Here is an 18,879-nt window from a genome sequence, read left to right on the forward strand (position 1 = left end):
GATCAAGCAGTGACGGTTCCGTCACGTTCGGTAGCGCATCGGCGGGCCGCTTCGTCGGCCTCGCCGCCCGCCCCGACGAGCCCTCTCCGCACGCGCCCGAGCCGCGGCTCGAAGCGCCGCATCTCGCGCTGCCCGACCGCGGCGATGAGGCCCGGCAGGTAGCCGCGCACCGCCTGCATGCCTCGCAGCCACCCCTGCGCGTACACGTGGGCCGACCGCCGCTCGACGCCGGCGACGATCCGGTCGACGGCGGGGCCGAGCGGGTACGTCCGGTTCGAGGGCCAGGGCAGCCGCTGCCGCAACTCCCGCATCACGTCGTCCTGGTCGGCGCCGCGCACCATGTCGGTGTCGGTCCACGAGAGGTACCCGACCCCGACCCGCACGCCTTTGTGGCCGACCTCCGCGCGCAGGCTGTGCGCGAACGCCTCGACGCCCGACTTGGAAGCGCAGTACGCGGTCATCATCGGTGCCGGGGTGATCGCGGCGAGCGACGCGATCTGCAGGAAGTACCCGCGGCTCTCGGCGAGCACCGGCAGGAATGCCCGGCCCGTCACCGCGCCGCCGATGAGGTTGACCTCGATGACCCGCCGCCACGCCACCGGGTCGGAGTCCATGAACGGACCACCGGCCGCGACGCCCGCGTTGGCGACGACGACGTCCACCTTCCCGAAGCGCTCCTTCACTTCCTCCGCGACCCGCGCCATCGCCTCGTGGTCCGTCACGTCGACGTGCCACCAGTCGCTCTCGGTGTGCAGCCGCCCGGAGACCTGCTTCAGCAGCTCCGGCTCCAGGCCCAGCAGCGCGATCCGCGCGCCGCGCGCGGACATCTTGCGCGCCAGCAGTTCGCCGACGCCCCGCGCGCCGCCGGTGATGACGGCGACCTGCCCGTCCAGGCTCACCTTGCTCATGCCGCCTCCTCCTTGTCCGCGGACCTCAGGTACGTCGTCACGAGCGCGCGGATCCGGGCCGTCACGGCCTCCGGCGCCTCCACGGGCGTCATGTGCCCCACGCCCGTGAGCTCCTCCAGCCCGGTGCACCGGGGCAGCGCGGCGGCCAGCGCCCGCGCGTGCACCGGCGGTGTGAGCCGGTCCGCCGCGCCGACGATCACCGCGGTCGGCGCGGTCAGCTCCCGTACGCCCGCCTCGACGTCGAGCTCGGCCAGGACGTGCGACCACCCGACCCGGACGGCGCGCGGGCAGGCGTGCACGATGCGGGCGCACTCGGCGACGGCGGCGGGGGCCGAACCGGGGCCCATCGTCGCGTACTTGAGGATGGCCTTGGAGACCGGGGTGACCGGTCCGAGCGGTGCCCGGGCGCCCAGGACGAGCCCGGTGAGCCGGGTGCGCAGCCGCCCGGCGCGCAGCGGCAGGACGAGCGATTCGGCGACGAGCCGGGACGGACCGGTGCTGCACAGCAGGACGGCCGCCGCGTGCTCGCGCACCGCGGGACGCCCGGCGGCGGCCATGAGGGTCATGCCGCCCATGGAGTGCCCGGCGAGCACGGCCTTCTCGCCGGGGGCGAGGGTGGCGGCGAGCACGGCCTCCAGGTCGTCGGCGAGGGCCTCCGTGGAGTAGCCGCCGGGGCCCGCCGCGGGCGTGCGGCCGTGTCCGCGCTGGTCGTAGACGACGACCCGGTGGTCGGCGGTCAGTTCCCGCACCTGGGCCGCCCAGAACTCGGTCGAGCAGGTCCAGCCGTGCGACAGCACCACGGCGGGGGCCCCTTCGGGCCCGTGCACCTCGGTGTGCACCGGCGTCCCGTCGGCGGACGTCACGTTCATCTTCATCGCACGGTCTCCTTGTCGCGTACCCGGACCACCTCGTACTCGCCCAGGTCCACGGCCCGGGTCGCGCGCCGGAACTCGCCGGTGGTGCCGGGCCAGAGGGTGGTGTTGCGGCCGTTGGCGTCGAGGTACCAGCTGTCGCAGCCGCCGGACTTCCACACGGTGCGCTCCATGCGGGCCTGCACGCGCCGGTTCCAGGCGGCCACGGCGGACGGCCGGGCCGCCAGCGCCACGCGCCCGCCGAGCACGTCGAGCTGGCGCATGTAGTCGGCCAGGTAGTTCAGCTGGGACTCGATCATGAGGATCATGGAGGAGTTCCCGAGGCCGGTGTTGGGGCCGATGATGGTCATCCAGTTGGGGAAGCCCGCGGCGGTGGCGCCGCGCAGCGACTCCATGCCGTCCTTCCACGCCTCGGCGAGGGTGATCCCGTCGGCGCCGACGACGCGTTCGGCGATGGGCATGTCGGTGACGCGGAAGCCGGTGGAGAAGATGATCGCGTCGGCCTCGGCCTCGGTCCCGTCGGCGGCCACGAGCGTCGAGCCCCGGACCTCGGCCAGCCCGGAGGCGACGACGTCCACGTTGGGCCGGGCGAGGGCCGGGTAGTAGTCGCTGGACAGCAGGATCCGCTTGCACCCGATGCGGTACGAGGGGGTCAGCTTGGCCCGCAGCGCGGGGTCCTTGATGGCCCGGTTCATGTTCGCCTTGGCGACGGACTCGACGAGGCTCAGCTCACCGGGGCGCTTGGTGAAGGCGCTGACCTGCAGCTCCCGGATGCCCCAGAGCAGTCCGCGGCGGGCCTTGCCGGTGAGGGGCAGCCGGCGGTGCAGCCACCGCTCGGCGCCGCTGATGGGCCGGTCCATGCGCGGCATGACCCAGGCCGGGGTGCGCTGGAACAGCGTCAGCCTGCCCACCCGGGGCTGGACGGAGGGCACGATCTGGATGGCGGAGGCGCCGGTGCCGATGACGGCGACGCGCTTGCCGGCCAGGTCGTAGTCGTGGTCCCAGCGGGCGGAGTGGAAGACCCTCCCGCCGGCCTCCTCGAACCCCGCGAGCCCGGGGACGTCGGGGATCTTGGGGTCGGACAGCGGTCCGGTGGCGGAGACCACGACGTCGGCGGTGAGCGTGCCGCGGGTGGTCTCGATCTCCCAGTGCAGGGCGTCGTTGTCCCAGTGCATCATCCGCACCTCGTGGCCGAACCGGATGTGGGACCGCAGGCGGAAGGTGTCGGTGACGTGCTCCAGGTACGCCCGGATGTGCTGCTGGCCGGAGAAGGTGCGCGGCCAGTCGGGGTTGGGCGCGAAGGAGAAGGAGTAGAGGTGTGACGGCACGTCACAGGCGCACCCGGGATAGCTGTTGTCCCGCCAGGTGCCGCCCACGGAGTCGGCCCGCTCCAGGACGACGAAGTCGGTGATTCCCTCGCGGCGCAGCCGGACGGCGGCCCCGAGGCCGCCGAATCCCGATCCGATCACCGCCACTCGTACGTGCTCGTGCTGGCCCATGCCGCCTCCGCATACCCGTCCGCAAGTCCGGTCCTCAGGACTCCGCCAGCAATCGCTGGCACGGTTGGGAGAGTAGAGCAGCTCCCTACCGAGCGGTAGAGGGTGCGCCGGGAAAAGTTACCGGCGGTACGACATAGGGTGGCGACCGTGGCGAACGAGGGGATCACCGAAGGCACCGGCCGGCACGAGCGGGGCGGCGAGCACCCGTCGCGGCGCGAGTACCGCATGGAGGAGCTGGCCGCGGAGGCCGGCATCACGGTGCGCACCCTGCGCTTCTACCGCGAGCGCGGCCTGATCCCCCCGCCCCGCCGCGAGGGCCGCATCGCCTGGTACGGCCCGCACCACCTGGCCCGGCTGCGGACGATCGCGGCCCTGCTGGAGCGCGGCCACACCCTCAACGGCATCGCCGACCTCGCGGCCGCCTTCGAGAGCGGGCGGGACGTCGGCGAGGTGCTGGGTCTGGGCGAGCCGACGGAGGAGGAGCCGGTACGGCTCACCCCCGAGGAGCTCGCCGACCACTTCGGCGACCAGGTGACCCCGGAGAACTTCGCCGCCGCCCTGGAGCTGGGCTACCTGGCCACCGACGGCGAGGAGATCGTGCACGTCAGCCGCCGGCTGCTGGAGGTGTCGGCGGCGCTGGTCCGGGAGGGCATCCCGCTGGCGGCGGTCCTGGCCGCCGCGGCCCGCGTCCGGGAGCACGCCGACGCGCTGGCCGCCCTCTTCGCCGACCTCCTGCTCCGGCATGCGGGCGGCGACGCCGATGCCGTACGGCTGCGCCCGCTGGCGAAGAGCGTGGTGGAGGCGGAGGTCTCGATGGCCCTGGACCGCCGCCTGCGCGCCCTGTAGGGCGGGGCCGGGTCAGGCCGCCGGCACGGGCAGCCACCAGCGGGCCTTGTAGATCCCGCCGCCGGCGAGCCGGTAGGCGCCCTCGGGCCGGTGCACCGTCACCGTCCGGGTCCACCAGGTCTCCCCCAGGCCGGGCTCGGGCACCGTGGAGAGGACCTGCCCGGTCACCGGGTCGTCGCCGACCGCCTTCACCCGGGCGCGGCTGATGCGCTCCGCGTCGGGGAAGTCCCGCACGAAGGCGCCGGCACTCTTCACGTACTGGTACACGGCCGAGCCGCTGCTCACCCACAGCCGGTCGGGCCGCCCGGCGACCTGCCCGAGGTCGTGGCCGTGCGGGGTCGGCAGCGGGACCTCGAAGACCCCGGTCAGCGTCGGCAGGCCCGCGCTTTCCCCGGCCTTCAGCGCCACCAGCCGGTCGCCGCCCAGGGCCCACAGCACCTGGCGCGCGCCGTCCCACTGCAGTCCGTGCGCGTCCTCCAGCGCGTAGGAGGCGAACGGCACGCCGGCCCGCCCCCGGGAGGCCGCGTAGAGCCGGACGACATCGCCGGTGCTGCCCGCGACGGCGACGCTGCCGTCCGGCAGGAGCTCGATGCTGTGCGGGTTGTGCCGGATGGTGCCGGGCGAGAGCGCGTCGCCCCAGTAGCGCCGCCCCGAGGGGTACTCCACCACCGCCGCGAAGCCGTACGAGGCGACGGTGAGCACGTACGTCCTGCCGCGGTGCGTCCGCACCTTGGCCTCGGAGGGGTGGACCCAGCTGGCGTCCGGGTCCAGGTCGGCGTACCGCGGGTCCCCGAGCGGCGAGAACGCCCACTTCACGGCGGACGGCCCGGTGGCCGGGTCCCACTCGCGCCGGGCGCCGTCGAGCAGCAGGACCCGTCCGGACGCCTGGTCGGTGAGGAGGACGTCGGGCGTCCCGGCGGGGATCTCGGAAGCGGGAACCGGGACGGAGGCCGACGTCGGCACGGGGGCGGTCAGCACCAGGCCGAGCGTGACCGCCGTGAACAGGGCGGAACGGAGCGTACGTACGGTGGCGATGCGCACGGCACCCCAGCGTGCCAGAAGCATTCCCAGGAGCCGGGCCCTACACACCGTTCCTGACAGATCATCACTTCCGGAGCGGACGCCTCTCGTCCCGGCCGGGCACGGGCCCGCCGCCCCGGCCCGCCGGCCCGCGGGCCGCCTACAGGTCGTACACGGCCGTCACGGGCGCGTGGTCGCTCCAGCGCTCCGCGTGGGTGGCAGCGCGCTCGACCCAGGCCTTCACGGCGCGGGCCGCGAGGCCGGGGGTCGCCACGTGGTAGTCGATGCGCCAGCCGGAGTCGTTGTCGAAGGCGCGGCCGCGGTAGGACCACCACGAGTACGGGCCCTCCTGGTCAGGGTGGAGGGCGCGCACCACGTCGACGTACGCCGCCTCGTCGAACACGCGGGTGAGCCAGGCACGCTCCTCGGGGAGGAAGCCGGAGCTCTTCCGGTTGGCCTTCCAGTTCTTGAGGTCGGCCTCCTGGTGGGCGATGTTCCAGTCGCCGCACACCAGCACCTCTCGCCCGTCGGCGGCGGCGCGTTCCCTGAGCTCCTCGAGGTAGGGCAGGAACTCGCCCATGAACCGGATCTTCTCGTCCTGGCGCTCCGTGCCGACCTCGCCCGAGGGCAGGTAGAGACTGGCCACCGTGACGCCCGGGAGGTCGGCCTCCACGTACCGGCCGCTGCCGTCGAACTCGGACGAGCCGAAGCCGACGCGCACGGCGTCCGGCTCGCGGCGCGTGTAGAGGGAGACGCCCGCGCGGCCCTTGGCGGCGGCCGGGGCGTGGACGGCGTGCCAGCCCCCGGGCGTGCGGACCGCCTCGGGGAGCTGCGACTCCTCGGCGCGCACTTCCTGCAGGCAGAGCACGTCGGCCGCGGTCCCGGCCAGCCACTCCACGAAACCCTTCTTGGCGGCGGCGCGCAGGCCATTGACATTGGCGGACGTCACAGTGAGCATTCCGGCACGATACCCACCCGGGGGACCGGCCCAGGACCTGCATATCTGTACGATGCATCGCATGGACATGCAGCGCGTACCCTTCGACCACCCCGACGCCGTGAAACTCAACGACGCGGTCCAGCTCGAGTACGCCGAGCGGTACGGCGACGGCGGGGATCTCACCCCGCTCGACCCCTCGATGTTCCTCCCGCCGCGCGGGCTGTACCTGATCGCGTACGACGGGCTCGGCCGCCCGGTCGCCACCGGCGGCTGGCGCACCCAGGACCGGAACGACGAGGGCTACTCCGACGGGGACGCCGAGCTCAAGCGGATGTACGTGGTCCCCGAGGCGCGCGGCCTGGGCCTGGCCCGCCGCATCCTCGCCGCCCTGGAGACGGACGCGCGCGCCGCCGGGCGGATCCGGATGGTGCTGGAGACCGGCGACATGCAGCCGGAGGCGATCGGGCTCTACACGTCGAGCGGGTACGCGCCGTGCGCCAAGTTCGGCTATTACCGGGAGTACCCCAACAGCCGGTGCTACGCGAAGCCGCTCACCCCGGAACCCGGCACCAGTCCGTGACGCGGTCCTGACAAAGCGCACCATCCCGTGGCACGCTGCCTCACGCAACGCCGATCCGCACCGCTCTTCGTTCCCCCACCCTGCCCGGGCCGCGCCACCGCGCCCGGACACGGCAGAAGGAGACATGCGTGAGACGCCATCGCACCGCCACGGGCATCCTGCTGACCGTCGGAGCCCTGCTCACCGGCGCCCTGTCGGCCACCGCCGCCGCGGCCCCCGCACCGGCGCCCGGCCAGGACGGCGCGGCCCCCTCCGCCCGGAGCGTCCCCGCCGCCGAACAGCACCGCGCCCGCGCCTTCTGGACCCCGGACCGGATGCGCTCCGCCACCCCGCTCGACCTGCTGCTCACCCCGCAGGCGCTGAAGAAGCTCAAGGCCCCCCGGCCGGGCGGCGCGACGACGACCGTCGCGCCCACCGCCTTCCCGCAGGCGGGCGGCTCCTGGACCGGCGGCGGCGCGGTCGTCAAGACGTCCGGGCGGGTGTTCTTCTCCTTCCAGGGCCGTACCGCCTCCTGCTCCGGCAACGCCGTGACCAGCCAGAACGCCAGCACCGTCATCACGGCCGGCCACTGCGTCAAGTACCAGGGCAGCTGGCACACCAACTGGGTCTTCGTGCCGGCGTACGACAACGGCCAGGCGCCGTACGGCCAGTGGACCGCCGCCAGGACGCTGACCACCCCGCAGTGGGAGGCGAGCGAGGACATCAACCACGACATCGGCGCCGCGGTCGTCGCCCCGCTGAACGGCCAGAAGCTCACCGCGGTCACCGGCGCGCAGGGCATCCAGTTCAACGGGGGGTACAACAAGCCGATGTACGCCTTCGGCTTCCCGGCGGCGTCCCCCTACGACGGCTCGAAGCTGGTCTACTGCAGCGGGAACTCCTCCAAGGACTGGCTCTTCTCGCAGGACCACAGCCTCGGCTGCAACATGACGGGCGGCTCCAGCGGCGGCCCCTGGTTCACCGGCTTCAGCGAGGCGACCGGCACCGGCCTGCAGGTCTCGGTGAACAGCTTCGGCTACACCTTCCTGCCGAACCGGATGTTCGGGCCGTACTTCGGCAACGAGGCGAAGGCCCTGTACGACAAGGCCCAGGTCTCCTGAGCCGCTGACGCACACCGCGAACAGCGCGCCCGGCGGGGTGTTCCCTCCCGCCGGGCGCGCCCGTGATGTGGACGATCCTCCACCACGGGACCCCGCACGCCCCCGTCCGTTCCACCGGAACCGGCCGCCACGGAGGAAGGCCGTCCGGAAAGTCCACCCTGCCCATGGACACCGGCGCGTCCGCCCGCAGACTGAACGGCGAACGACCCCTCCGTGAACCAGGAGTACGCCCATGGCCCCTCACCGCACCGCGGACCTCGTCTTCACCGGCGGCCCCGTCCACACCGTGGATCCGGCGCGCCGCCGGGCGAGCGCCGTGGCCGTGCGCGGCGAACGCATCGTCGCGGTCGGCGGTTCCGAGGTCCACGGTCTGATCGGCCCGCGCACCGAAGTGGTCGACCTGCGCGGCCGGTTGCTGATACCGGGGTTCCAGGACGCGCACATCCACCCCGTCGGTGCCGGTGTGGAGCTCGCCCGCTGCGATCTGAGCGGGGCGACGACACCACAGGCGTACCGCGACATCGTCCGGGCGTACGCGGACGCGCACCCCGGTGCCGCGTGGATCACCGGGGGCGGCTGGTCGATGGAGGCGTTCCCGGGCGGCATGCCGGACCGCCGCTTCCTGGACGAGCTGGTCCCCGACCGGCCCGCCTACCTGGTCAACCGCGACCACCACGGCGGCTGGGCCAACTCCCGCGCCCTGGAGCTGGCCGGCATCACCGCCGGCACACCCGACCCGGCGGACGGGCGCATCGAGCGGGACGCGGACGGCCGCCCCACCGGCATGCTCCAGGAGGGCGCGATGACCCTCATGGCCGGGGTCGTACCGGCGCCCACCCACGCCGAACTGACGGCCGGCCTGCTGCGCGCGCAGGAGCTGCTGCACTCGCTGGGCGTCACCGCCTGGCAGGACGCCCTCCTCGGCGACCACGCCGGAATGGCGGACCCCGCCCCGGCGTACGCGGCCGCGGCGCGCGCCGGGAAGCTCACCGCCCGGGTCGTCGGCTCCCTGTGGTGGGACCGCACCCGCGGCCTGGAGCAGCTGCCCGAACTGCTGGAGCGCCGCGCGGAACTGACGCACGGCAGGCTCCGCGCCACGACCGTGAAGATCATGCAGGACGGCATCGCCGAGAACCGCACGGCGGCCCTGCTCGGGCCCTACCTCACGTCCTGCGGCTGCGCGTCGGACAACTCCGGCGTCTCCTTCATCGAGCCGGACGCGCTCGCCTCCTACGTCACCGCCCTGGACGCGCACGGGTTCCAGGTCCACTTCCACGCGCTGGGCGACCGCGCGGTGCGTGAGGCGCTCGACGCCGTGGCGGCCGCCCGGAAGGCGGGCGGCGACGCCGCCGACACCCGGCCGCACCTCGCCCACCTCCAGGTGGTGCACCCACAGGACGTGCCGCGCTTCGCCGAACTGGGCGCGACCGCCACCATCCAGGCCCTCTGGGCGGCGCACGAGCCGCAGATGGACGAGCTGACGATCCCCTTCCTGGGCGCCGAACGCGCCTCCTGGCAGTACCCGTTCGGCGACCTGCTGCGCACCGGGGCGCGGCTCGCCGCGGGCAGCGACTGGCCGGTCAGCAGCCCCGACCCGATCGCCGCGCTGCACGTCGCGGTCAACCGCGTCCTGCCGGAGGCCGGGCCGGACGCTCCCGTGTTCCTGCCGGAGCAGCGCATCGGCCTGGACGCCGCCCTCACCGCGTACACCGCGGGCAGCGCGTACGTGAACCACCTCGACGACACGGGCGTCATCCGGGCCGGGAACCTGGCCGACCTGGTGGTGCTGGACCGCGACCCGTTCGCGGGGCCTGCGGAGGAGATCGCCGCGACCCGGGTGCTGCAGACCTTCGTGGGCGGAGTACGCGTCTACGCGGACAGCCGGGCGAGCCGCTGATCCGGGCCGGCCTCCACCGCGGCGGGGCCGACCGGGTCCGGCCGGCGCTGCGCGGGAACGCGGACGTGCCGCGGGGCCGCGCCGGCGGAACCGTCGCCGCCCGGCACGTCCGCGGCCGGACCGTCCCCGGAGGCGTCGCCGGTCCCTCGGTGCGGGGCGTCGCCGGACACCGGTCCGGGGGGCGCTGCGGGGTCCGGGCCGGGCCCGCCGCCCGGGGAGGCGGCTGATGCGGCCGGTTCCGGGGACGGGGTCACGGCCCGCGGCACGGGCCGGTGCGCGGCCTTCGTCGGGGCGGGCACCCGCCGGGGCGCCGTTCCCGGCATCCGCCCGCGCGGCACCGGGCCGGCCGCCTCCGGCGCCTCGGTCGTCCACCGCTGGGCCGCCGAGCCGTCCCGCACGCGGACGACCACGCTCGACCCCGCGCCCGGTGTGACGGGGGTGAGCGCCAGCTGCTCGCTCCAGCGCGGGACGACCACGCCCTGGAGGGTGATGTCGTAGCGCACGTCCGCCGCGTCGGGGGCCGCGTCCGCCGTGCACGCGGCCAGCACCACCGTGCCGGCGGGCCGGTGCGAGTGGGCGCACAGGGTCGGGTCCGCGGCGCTGCGCAGGAGCCCGTCGTCCTCGTACGTCCACAGCTGCGTCACGGGCCCGGCCGCGCAGGCGGCGAGCGTCAGCTCGGCCCCGGCGATGGCCCGGCCGTCCTGGAGGTCGAGGCACAGCCCGGAACCGGCGTTGCGCAGCCGGAAGTCGAGCGGGCCGGCCGGCACCTGCGTCGGCAGGCCCGTGGGCCGTCCGGTGGGGTGCCCGGCCGGGGCGGGGGCGGGCGGTACGGGGGCGGTCGCCGCCCCGCCGGGCTGCGGCGTCCCGGCCCGGTGGCCGAGGCCTCCGTCCGGCGCGTCCCCGCCGCCCACGAGCGACGCCACCGCCGCCGCGAGCAGACCGCCGGTGACAACGATGCCAAGACCGACCAGGAGGGGCCCTCCACGGCGGACTCCGGCGGATGCCGACGACTCGGCGGCCCGGTACCCGGGCGCCGTCCCGGCCTCCGCTCCCGCCCTCGCGCCACCGAGCCGCAGCGCTCCGGCCCGCAGTCCGTCGAGCGCCGGCGCCGCGAGGCGCAGCACCCGGCCGCCCCCGCTCGCCGCCCCGCGCCGGCGGCCGCCCCGGGAGTGCCGCCCCGGCCGCTTCGGGGCCGGCTGCGCCTGGTCGCGGGCGCGGACCCGGCCGGGCCGCGAGGCGAGGTACCGCTCCGCTCCCCCGCCGAGCAGGCCCTCGGCGAGGAGCAGCGCCAGCCGCCCGTCCGAGTGGAGCAGCTGTTCGGCGGCGTGCCGGCAGTGGCGGCACGCCGCCAGGTGGCGCTGGATGTCGGGGATCAGGGGGCCGGTGCGCCGCAGGGATATGTCGAGCAGCCGGCCGTAGTGGCGGCACTCCGGGTCCTGCGCGAGCTGCTGGTGCGCGCTGAGGCACCCGGCGCGCAGGAGCTCGCGGGCCTCGGCGAGCCGCGCGGCGGCGCCGCGGGGGTCGATGGCGAGCAGTCCGCAGGGGATGGACAGCCCTTCGGCCTCCACCTCCCGGTGCCACAGCAGCACCTGGGCCGGGCCGGGCAGGGCCCGGAAGGCCCGGGTGATCAGCCGCCGGTTCTCCGCCGGCTCCTCCGGGTATCGAATTCCCGTCAACAATGCGGCGATACGGTCGTCGGAGGCCCACTCCCGCAATACCTGACGTGCCGTCACCAGGAAATGCACCCGCAGCGCACCCTCGGCCGGCCCCGCTTCGCCTCCCCCGGCAGCACCGGCCCCGCCGGCGTCCTCGCGCAGCCTTTCCAGGGCGTGCCCGAATGCGGCAGCCGCGGCCATCGAGACGGTTTTCCCGCCCGGCGGCACGAACAGCGCCACGTAGTCGTGCACCGCCTCCCAGTGCCGCTCCATCAGTGCGGCCTCCGGGTAGGCGGCGCGGTGCCGCTCGCCGGTCCGCAGCTCAGCGGCCAGGAACGCGTCGGAGCCGCCGGAGGTGGGCCCGTAGGGGGGGGCGAGGGGGCGACGGGAAGGGAGGGGGGTTGTGCATCACGTATTTCCATCCAGGCCAATTGCGGTGGGGAGTGTGCCGGATTGGTGCGTACCTTTGCGTGCCCTTCGTTTTACGGAGGCGCCACCGAAAGGAATTCGAACTGTTGAGCACAATCGGCATGTTGGGCCGTGAGAAGGCTCACCATGACACAACTCCCGCTGCTGCAACAAGAGTTCATCGAAGCCACATGGCGGCGACCTCCCGGACCCATTCGGGGAACCGCCCGCCGGGACCGGCGAGGGGCCGCACGGCGGTCGCACGGCGGCCACGCGGGGCGGGCCGGCATGACGGGCACGTGACGGCAGCACTGCATGTCCGTTGCCTTCCGCTTTCAACCGGTCACTGTGCGTTGACCGGCGTCGCGGGATGGGGCTAGCTTCGCCGCCATGTCGATCTCCGTATGCAGCCGCCGCCGCGCCCTGGCGGCTCTCGGCTCCGCCGCCCTCCTGGCCGGATCCCTCACCGCCACCTCCCCCGCCACGGCCCGGGACCACCGCACGCGCCCGTCCGTGGTGCTCGACTGGTACGACACCACGGCGGCGACCGTCGCGGCGGCCGGGGCGCCCGCCCAGATCACCAACAGCCGCACCTGGGCCATCAGCTGGCTCGCCGCCGCCCGCGCCGTGGCCGAGGCGCCGCGGGGCGCGGGCCGGCGCGCCTTCCAGGACGCGGCGCTCGCCTCCGCCGTGCACCACGCGCTCATGACACTGGTGCCGTCCCGCGCCCGCGAGCTGGACACCGCCTTGCGCGCGACGCTGGACCGCGTCCCGGACGGGAAGGCCGAGGCGAGCGGCGCGAGCGCCGGTGTCCGCCACGCACGGCTGCTGCTCGCCTCCCGGGAGGGCGACGGTCTGGACCCGGCCTCGGTGAACGCGCCCTTCCCGGTGCCGCCGGCCGCGCCGGGGGTGTGGCAGCCGACGCCGCCGGCCCACGCCCCCGCAATCCAGTACGGCAGCCGGCTCGCCCGGCCCTTCCTGCTGGACCGCCCCGACCGGTACCGGGTGCCCGCGCCTCCCGCGCTGGACTCCGCGCGCTACCGCGCCGATCTGGCGGAGGTACGCGCCTACGGCGCCGCCACCGGCGCCGCCCGCACGCCCCACCAGACGGAGACGGCCACGTTCTGGCTCGGCTCCTCCCTCACCCTGTTCACCGAGCCGCTGCGGGTGGCGGTGTCCCGCTCACCGGAGTCCGTCGCGGCGCGGACCCGGCTGGTGGCGCTGTTCCACACCGCCCTGGTGGACACCCAGATCGCCACGTCCGACAGCAAGTACGCCCATCTGCGCTGGCGCCCGGTCACGGCCATCCGCACCGGCTCGATCGACCCCGACCCGGCCTGGACGCCCCTGCACGCCACCCCGCCCCATCCGGACCACCCGAGCGGCCACACGACCTACGCGGGCGCGGCGGAGACCATCCTCACGGCCCTGACCGGCCCCCGGACGGCCCCCTTCGAGCTCACGAGTCCCACGGCCCCCGGAGTGACCCGCACCTACACCTCCTGGAGCCGGCTGGCCGAAGAGAACGCGGACGCCCGGGTGTTCTCCGGCATCCACACCCGCTCGGCCGACGAGGCGGGTCTGGCCCTCGGCAGGCAGGTCGCCGCCCACACCCTGCGCACCGCACACCGCCTGCTCCCCGGCTGACCGGCGCCGCGGAAGGCGAGGGCACCACGGAAAAGCGAAATCCCGCCCGATCTTTCGATCGGACGGGATCTCGTGTGCGTGGACCTGAGGGGATTTGAACCCCTGACCCCCTCGATGCGAACGAGGTGCGCTACCAGTCTGCGCCACAGGCCCTTGCGACGTGTGAAACATTAGCATCCCGATCGGGCTGCTTGGAAATCCGTTCCCCGCGGGCCGCGGAGGACGAGACCCGCCTCACACGCGCCGTGTCACTCGTTGGCCGCGCGCGGCCGGTCCTCGTCCGCGTACTGGTCGAACAGCGGGGTGCGGCCGTGGTCGCGGGTGCGGCGCGGCGGGGTGGGGCTCGGGTTGGGGTTCTGCCGCGTGGGCGGCGGCGGGGTGGGCTCGGCCGCGGAGGAGCGGGCCGCGCTCCAGGTCTCCGGGTCCGTGACGTCCACACCGCCGGTGGCGCGCGGCGCGACCGGCGCCGTGACGTACGTCGGCAGGGGGACCGGGACCGGGTCCCAGCTGTCGCCGCGGGCCGGACCGCGGTCGCGCTGCTGGTCCACCCACTCCGCGTGGTCGGTCTGCTCGACGAGCGCGCGGCGCCCGGCCTCCTGCGGGGAGACCGTGGGCTCCGGCTCGGGCTGAGGGCTCGGCGCCGGTTCGGTGGCCTGCTCCGGGACGGGCCGGGTCCGCGGGCGGCTCTCGCGCAGCCGCTGCGCGGCGGCCTCGGCGCGCCTGCGGTCCATGACGTACACGAAGCGGCGGCGCTCCTGCGCCCGCAGGTGCACGATGTACGCGCTGAGCAGGACCGCGGGGATGCCCGGGGCCCACAGGAAGGCGAGTCCGCCGACGGCCGCGACGATCGCACCGAGCGTGAACGCCAGGAAGAGGATCACCGTGGTCCGCCGGCGCCGGGCCAGCACCCGGGAACGGCGCGCCCGTTCGGCGGCCGCGGCCGCGGCGGCCGGGCGGGGCGGACGAGGCCGGGCGGGCGGGGCGTCGGGCACCTCCAGGCGTGCCTCCGTCAGCGCCGGAGGCGCGGCGAAGGCCCGGACGTCGACGGAGCTCAGATGCTCCGTCTCGGCGTCCGGGTCGACCTCGGGCTCCACCTGTCCGGCGGTGCGCCGGTCCAGCTCCTTGGCGTACCGGCGCTCCATCCCCGCCCGTCCGGACAGGAGCCGGATGGCGGTGCTGAAGCGTTCCGTCGGACGGGCCTCGTTCAGCTCGTCCTGCCGTCGGAGCCACATCGGCACCAAGTAGGCGGCCCAGGCCCCGACGATGACTGCGTAGATGAGGCCGCTGCTGCTCACATCCCACACCGTAGAGGGGTTCGCAGCAGGCCATCGGCCAATTGGGCCGGTGTGTCGCACGATCTGGCTGATATCACTGAATTTTTTTGTGATTCGTCAGACCGATTGTGGTCGATCCGGGATCGAATTCGAACATTTATTTTATTTATCGAGGTGTACCCGGTCGGGCGCGGTGCCAGCGGCGCAGCAGGCCGTCCGGGACCTCCTCGACCGTGAGGGCGAACACCAGGTGGTCGCGCCAGGCGCCGTCGATGTGGAGGTAGCGGGGGCGCAGTCCCTCCTCGCGGAATCCCAGTTTCTCGACGACCCGCCGGCTCGGCGTGTTCTCCGGGCGAATGCACACCTCGATCCGGTGCAGCCCGACCGTACGGAAGCAGTGGTCCACGGCGAGCGCCACCGCCGTCGGCATGACGCCCCGCCCGGCGACCTCCCGGTCCACCCAGTAGCCGACGTGGCCCGCGCACATCGAGCCCCAGGTGATGCCCGCGACGGTCAGCTGGCCCACCAGCCGCCCCTGGTACTCGATCACGAACGGCAGCATCCGCCCGGCGTTCGCCTCCGCGCGCAGATGGCGGACCATCTGCCGGTACGTGGGCCGCTGCACGAAGGGCGCACCGGGGGCCGGTGGCGGGATGGTGGCCTCCCACGGGCGCAGCCATTCGCGGTTGCGCCGGTTGACCTCGCGCCAGGCCCGCTGGTCGCGCAGCTTTATCGGGCGCAGGACGATGTCGCCGTCCACCAGGATGACGGGCCAGGCGATGTTCATGACGGTCTGGGGTGGTCGCCGCCACGCAGTTGGTCGACCGCGTGGACCAGGATCCGGCCGAGGACGGCCATGCCGTCGCGCACACCGCCGGCCGAGCCGGGCAGGTTGACGATCAGGGTGCGCCCGGCGACCCCGGCGACGCCCCGGGAGAGCGCGGCCGTCGGCACCTTGTCGCGGCCGTACGCCCGGATGGCCTCCGGGATGCCGGGGATCTCGTGGTCGAGCAGCCGCCGGGTGACGTCGGGGGTGCGGTCGGTGGGCGAGATGCCGGTGCCGCCGGTGGTGAGGATGACGTCGTACCCCTCGGCCACCCCGGCGCGCAGGGCCGCTCCGACCGGGTCCCCGTCGGGGACGACCTGCGGGCCGTCGACGGTGAAGCCCAGGGCGGCGAGCCCCTCGGCGAGGACCGGGCCGCCCTTGTCCTCGTACACGCCGGCGGAGGCCCGGTTGGAGGCGGTCACCACCAGCGCGCGGTAGGGCGCCCCGGCGGTCGGGGCGGCAGGGGCGGACGGGTGGCCCGGCTCGTGGGCGTGCGGGTGGTCGGGTTCGTGGGCGTGGGCGCCGCCGACGTGGCCGCCCCGCGGGGTCACTGACCCGCTCCTGCCGCCTCGGCCCGCCGGTAGTCGCCGGACTTGCCGCCCGTCTTCTCCTCGACGCGTACGTCGGTGATGACCGCCGCCTTGTCCACGGCCTTGATCATGTCCACGACGGTGAGCGCGGCCACGGAGACCGCGGTCAGGGCCTCCATCTCGACGCCCGTGCGGTCGGTGGTCTTCACGGTGGCGGCGATCTCGACCGCGTCGTCCGCGACGGTCAGGTCCAGCTTGACCCCGGAAACGGCCAGCGGATGGCACAGCGGGATCAGGTCCGGGGTGCGCTTGGCCCCCATGATGCCCGCGATCCGCGCGGTGGCCAGCGCGTCGCCCTTGGGGACGCCCTCGCCGCGCAGCAGCTCCACCACGCGCGGGGAGACCAGGACCCGGCCGGTGGCGCGGGCGGTGCGGGCGGTGACGTCCTTGCCGGAGACGTCGACCATGCGGGCCGCCCCCGCCTCGTCGATGTGCGTCAGGCTGCCTTGCGTACTCACTGCTGAACTCCGCCTCGGGTTCCGGCGCCGGTGTCCCCGTACGGCCCATTGTCCGCCGGGGGTCCGGGGGACGTCCCCCGGAAGGCACAGCGGCAGACACCGTACCGCCACACCGGGGGACTCAGCCGATGAGGATCACATCGAGCGCGGCACCCGGTTCGACCGCGGTGGTCCCCTCCGGGACGACGAGCAGGGCGTCCGCCTGCGCGAGGGCGGCGATCAGGTGCGAACCGGCGCCCCCCACCGGCGTGACCGTGCCCGCCTCGGCGTCGTACGTGCCGCGCAGGAACTGGCGCTTGCCGGGCGGCGAGGACAGCGGCTCGTCGGCGGCGAGCGCCGCCCGCACGCGGGGGCGCCGGGTGTCCGGCACGTCCTGGAGCCCCCTCAGCGCGCGGATGGCGGGCCGCACGAAGAGCTCGAAGGAGACGTACGAGGAGACCGGGTTGCCCGGCAGGGCGAGCAGCGGGGTGTGCTCGGGGCCGATCGAGCCGAACCCCTGGGGCTTGCCGGGCTGCATGGCGAGCGTGCGGAAGTCGATGCCGCTGCCCGGCTCGTCCTGGTCGCCGACGGAGGACAGGGCCTCCTTGACGACGTCGTACGCGCCGACGCTGACCCCTCCGGTGGTGACCAGCAGGTCGGCCCGGATCAGCTGGTCCTCGATGGTGGCCCGCAGCGTGTCGGCGTCGTCGGTGACGGCGCCGACCCGGTACGCGATGGCGCCGGCGTCCCGCGCGGCCGCGGCCAGGGTGAAGCTGTTGGAGTCGTAGATCCGGCCGGGGCCGAGCTCCTCGCCCGGCTGGACCAGCTCGCTGCCGGTGGAGAGCACGACCACGCGCGGGCGGGGACGCACCCGCACGGCGCCGCGCCCGATGGCGGCGAGCAGCCCCAGCTGCGGCGGGCCGAGGACCGTGCCCGCCGCGAGGGCCAGGTCGCCGGCCTGGACGTCGCTGCCTCGCGCGCGCACATGCGCGCGGGCCTCGACCGGGCGGTGGACGCGGACCTCGCCGCTCGCGCCCTCGGGGGCGGCGCTGGCGGCCCGCATCCCGGTGGCGGGCGCGCCGCCCGTGCCGCCGTCGGTCCACTCGACCGGGACGACCGCCTCGGCGCCGGGCGGCAGCGGCGCGCCGGTCATGATGCGTGCGGCCTGGCCGGGGCCGACGGTGGGCAGTCCGCCGCTGCCCGCCGCGACGTCACCGATGACGGTGAGCACGGCCGGGAACTCCTCGGTGGCGCCGGTGACGTCCGCAACCCGTACCGCGTAGCCGTCCATGGAGCTGTTGTCGAAGGGCGGCAGGGCGGCGGGCACCATGACGTCCTCGACCAGGACACAGCCCTGGGCGTCGGGCAGGGTGAGCTCGATGGGTTCGAGCGGGCGGATGGCGCCGAGGATGTCCTCCAGGTGCTCGTCCACCGACCAGGTCGTACTCAAGTCCCTACATCTCCTCGGTGACGTAACGGCGGAGCCAGGAACGGAACTCCGGTCCCAGATCTTCACGTTCGCACGCGAGTCTGACAATCGCCCGCAGATAGTCGCCCCGGTCGCCGGTGTCATAGCGGCGGCCCTTGAAGACCACGCCGTGGACGGGGCCGCCGGCCTTCTCGTCGGCGGCCAGCTTCTGCAGGGCGTCGGTGAGCTGGATCTCCCCGCCGCGGCCCGGTTCGGTCTTGCGCAGTATCTCGAACACGGCGGGGTCGAGGACGTAGCGGCCGATGATGGCGTAACTGCTGGGCGCCTCCGAGGGGTCCGGCTTCTCGACGAGCCCGGTCACCCGCACGACGTCGGAGTCGCCCGTGGGCTCGACGGCGGCGCAGCCGTAGAGGTGGATCTGGGAGGGCTCGACCTCCATGAGGGCGACGACGCTGCCGCCCTCGCGCTCCTGGACGTCGATCATGCGCTGCAGCAGCGGGTCGCGCGGGTCGATCAGGTCGTCGCCGAGCAGTACGGCGAAGGGCTGGTCGCCCACGTGCGGCGCGGCGCACAGGACGGCGTGGCCGAGGCCCCGGGGGTCGCCCTGGCGCACGTAGTGCATGGTGGCCAGGTCGTTGGACTCCTGCACCTTGCCCAGTCGCTCCTGGTCGCCCTTCTTGACGAGGGCTTCCTCCAGCTCGTAGTTGCGGTCGAAGTGGTCTTCGAGCGGACGCTTGTTACGGCCGGTGATCATCAGCACGTCGGAGAGGCCGGCGGTCACGGCCTCCTCGACGACGTACTGGATGGCGGGCTTGTCGACGACAGGCAGCATCTCTTTGGGAGTGGCTTTCGTGGCCGGCAGGAACCGGGTGCCGAGGCCTGCGGCGGGGATGACAGCCTTGCTGATCCTGGTGTGCGACTGAGTCATGCGGTGCACCCTATCGGGTTGGT

At 74.4% G+C, this 18,879-nt stretch carries 17 protein-coding genes and 1 tRNA gene; 5 read left to right on the forward strand and 13 right to left on the reverse strand.

What is annotated here, in order from left to right; genetic code table 11:
- Positions 1-2: 2 nt before the first annotated feature.
- Genes ACIA79_RS05305 through ACIA79_RS05315 form a run of 3 tightly spaced genes read right to left on the reverse strand, consistent with a single transcriptional unit; the run spans position 3 to position 3,279 of the window.
- Entirely contained in the window at positions 3-908 is a 906-nt protein-coding gene (locus tag ACIA79_RS05305) for an SDR family oxidoreductase (protein WP_399426806.1), read from the reverse strand.
- Complete coding sequence (locus ACIA79_RS05310) at positions 905-1,783, reverse strand: alpha/beta fold hydrolase (protein ID WP_399426807.1); 879 nt, start codon at positions 1,781-1,783, stop codon at positions 905-907. The genes ACIA79_RS05305 and ACIA79_RS05310 overlap by 4 nt, the downstream gene beginning before the upstream one ends.
- Complete coding sequence (locus ACIA79_RS05315) at positions 1,780-3,279, reverse strand: flavin-containing monooxygenase (protein ID WP_399426808.1); 1,500 nt, start codon at positions 3,277-3,279, stop codon at positions 1,780-1,782. The genes ACIA79_RS05310 and ACIA79_RS05315 overlap by 4 nt, the downstream gene beginning before the upstream one ends.
- Before the next feature lie 225 nt (positions 3,280-3,504).
- Between ACIA79_RS05315 and ACIA79_RS05320 the strand changes: the two genes are divergently transcribed.
- On the forward strand, positions 3,505-4,125 hold the full coding sequence (locus tag ACIA79_RS05320; RefSeq protein ID WP_399427124.1) for a MerR family transcriptional regulator: 621 nt from the start codon (positions 3,505-3,507) through the stop codon (positions 4,123-4,125).
- 12 nt (positions 4,126-4,137) lie between these two features.
- On the opposite strand, the gene ACIA79_RS05325 is transcribed toward ACIA79_RS05320, so the two are convergent.
- The gene (locus ACIA79_RS05325; RefSeq protein ID WP_399426809.1) at positions 4,138-5,166 is read right to left on the reverse strand and encodes a DUF6528 family protein; all 1,029 of its coding nucleotides are present in this window, start codon (positions 5,164-5,166) and stop codon (positions 4,138-4,140) included.
- Between the two features lie 139 nt (positions 5,167-5,305).
- Positions 5,306-6,103 (reverse strand): exodeoxyribonuclease III, encoded by a 798-nt coding sequence (locus tag ACIA79_RS05330; protein ID WP_399426810.1) that lies wholly within the window; start codon positions 6,101-6,103, stop codon positions 5,306-5,308.
- Between the two features lie 61 nt (positions 6,104-6,164).
- Between ACIA79_RS05330 and ACIA79_RS05335 the strand changes: the two genes are divergently transcribed.
- The 3 genes from ACIA79_RS05335 to ACIA79_RS05345 all read left to right on the forward strand — a co-directional run bounded on the left by ACIA79_RS05335 (position 6,165) and on the right by ACIA79_RS05345 (position 9,662).
- Complete coding sequence (locus tag ACIA79_RS05335; RefSeq protein ID WP_399426811.1) at positions 6,165-6,665, forward strand: GNAT family N-acetyltransferase; 501 nt, start codon at positions 6,165-6,167, stop codon at positions 6,663-6,665.
- Positions 6,666-6,793: 128 nt separating this feature from the next.
- The gene (locus ACIA79_RS05340; protein WP_399426812.1) at positions 6,794-7,765 is read left to right on the forward strand and encodes a trypsin-like serine peptidase; all 972 of its coding nucleotides are present in this window, start codon (positions 6,794-6,796) and stop codon (positions 7,763-7,765) included.
- 232 nt (positions 7,766-7,997) lie between these two features.
- Positions 7,998-9,662, forward strand: a complete 1,665-nt coding sequence (locus ACIA79_RS05345; RefSeq protein ID WP_399426813.1) for an amidohydrolase — start codon at positions 7,998-8,000, stop codon at positions 9,660-9,662.
- On the opposite strand, the gene ACIA79_RS05350 is transcribed toward ACIA79_RS05345, so the two are convergent.
- A complete protein-coding gene (locus ACIA79_RS05350; protein ID WP_399426814.1) occupies positions 9,635-11,590 on the reverse strand; it encodes a ricin-type beta-trefoil lectin domain protein in 1,956 nt (651 codons plus the stop codon). The two genes, ACIA79_RS05345 and ACIA79_RS05350, sit on opposite strands and share 28 nt — an antisense overlap.
- Before the next feature lie 525 nt (positions 11,591-12,115).
- On the opposite strand from ACIA79_RS05350, the gene ACIA79_RS05355 reads away from it, so the two are divergent.
- Positions 12,116-13,372, forward strand: a complete 1,257-nt coding sequence (locus ACIA79_RS05355; RefSeq protein ID WP_399426815.1) for a vanadium-dependent haloperoxidase — start codon at positions 12,116-12,118, stop codon at positions 13,370-13,372.
- 79 nt (positions 13,373-13,451) lie between these two features.
- Here ACIA79_RS05355 and ACIA79_RS05360 read toward each other — a convergent pair.
- The 7 genes from ACIA79_RS05360 to galU form a co-directional block, all read right to left on the reverse strand.
- Positions 13,452-13,525, reverse strand: a tRNA-Ala gene (locus ACIA79_RS05360).
- Positions 13,526-13,620: 95 nt separating this feature from the next.
- Positions 13,621-14,667: a gephyrin-like molybdotransferase receptor GlpR gene (glpR, locus tag ACIA79_RS05365; RefSeq protein WP_399426816.1), complete on the reverse strand. Its 1,047-nt coding sequence runs from the start codon at positions 14,665-14,667 to the stop codon at positions 13,621-13,623.
- A 145-nt stretch (positions 14,668-14,812) separates the two neighbouring features.
- Positions 14,813-15,433 (reverse strand): GNAT family N-acetyltransferase, encoded by a 621-nt coding sequence (locus ACIA79_RS05370; RefSeq protein ID WP_399426817.1) that lies wholly within the window; start codon positions 15,431-15,433, stop codon positions 14,813-14,815.
- Complete coding sequence (locus ACIA79_RS05375) at positions 15,430-16,023, reverse strand: molybdenum cofactor biosynthesis protein B (RefSeq protein ID WP_399426818.1); 594 nt, start codon at positions 16,021-16,023, stop codon at positions 15,430-15,432. Before ACIA79_RS05375 ends, ACIA79_RS05370 begins: the two co-directional genes overlap by 4 nt.
- Positions 16,020-16,520: a cyclic pyranopterin monophosphate synthase MoaC gene (gene moaC, locus ACIA79_RS05380; protein ID WP_399426819.1), complete on the reverse strand. Its 501-nt coding sequence runs from the start codon at positions 16,518-16,520 to the stop codon at positions 16,020-16,022. Before moaC ends, ACIA79_RS05375 begins: the two co-directional genes overlap by 4 nt.
- Before the next feature lie 121 nt (positions 16,521-16,641).
- Positions 16,642-17,949: a gephyrin-like molybdotransferase Glp gene (glp, locus tag ACIA79_RS05385; protein WP_399426820.1), complete on the reverse strand. Its 1,308-nt coding sequence runs from the start codon at positions 17,947-17,949 to the stop codon at positions 16,642-16,644.
- 4 nt (positions 17,950-17,953) lie between these two features.
- The gene (gene galU, locus ACIA79_RS05390; protein WP_399426821.1) at positions 17,954-18,856 is read right to left on the reverse strand and encodes a UTP--glucose-1-phosphate uridylyltransferase GalU; all 903 of its coding nucleotides are present in this window, start codon (positions 18,854-18,856) and stop codon (positions 17,954-17,956) included.
- Positions 18,857-18,879 lie beyond the last annotated feature (23 nt).

This window comes from Streptomyces sp. NPDC051310 (genome assembly GCF_044455245.1).
Classification (GTDB): domain Bacteria; phylum Actinomycetota; class Actinomycetes; order Streptomycetales; family Streptomycetaceae; genus Streptomyces.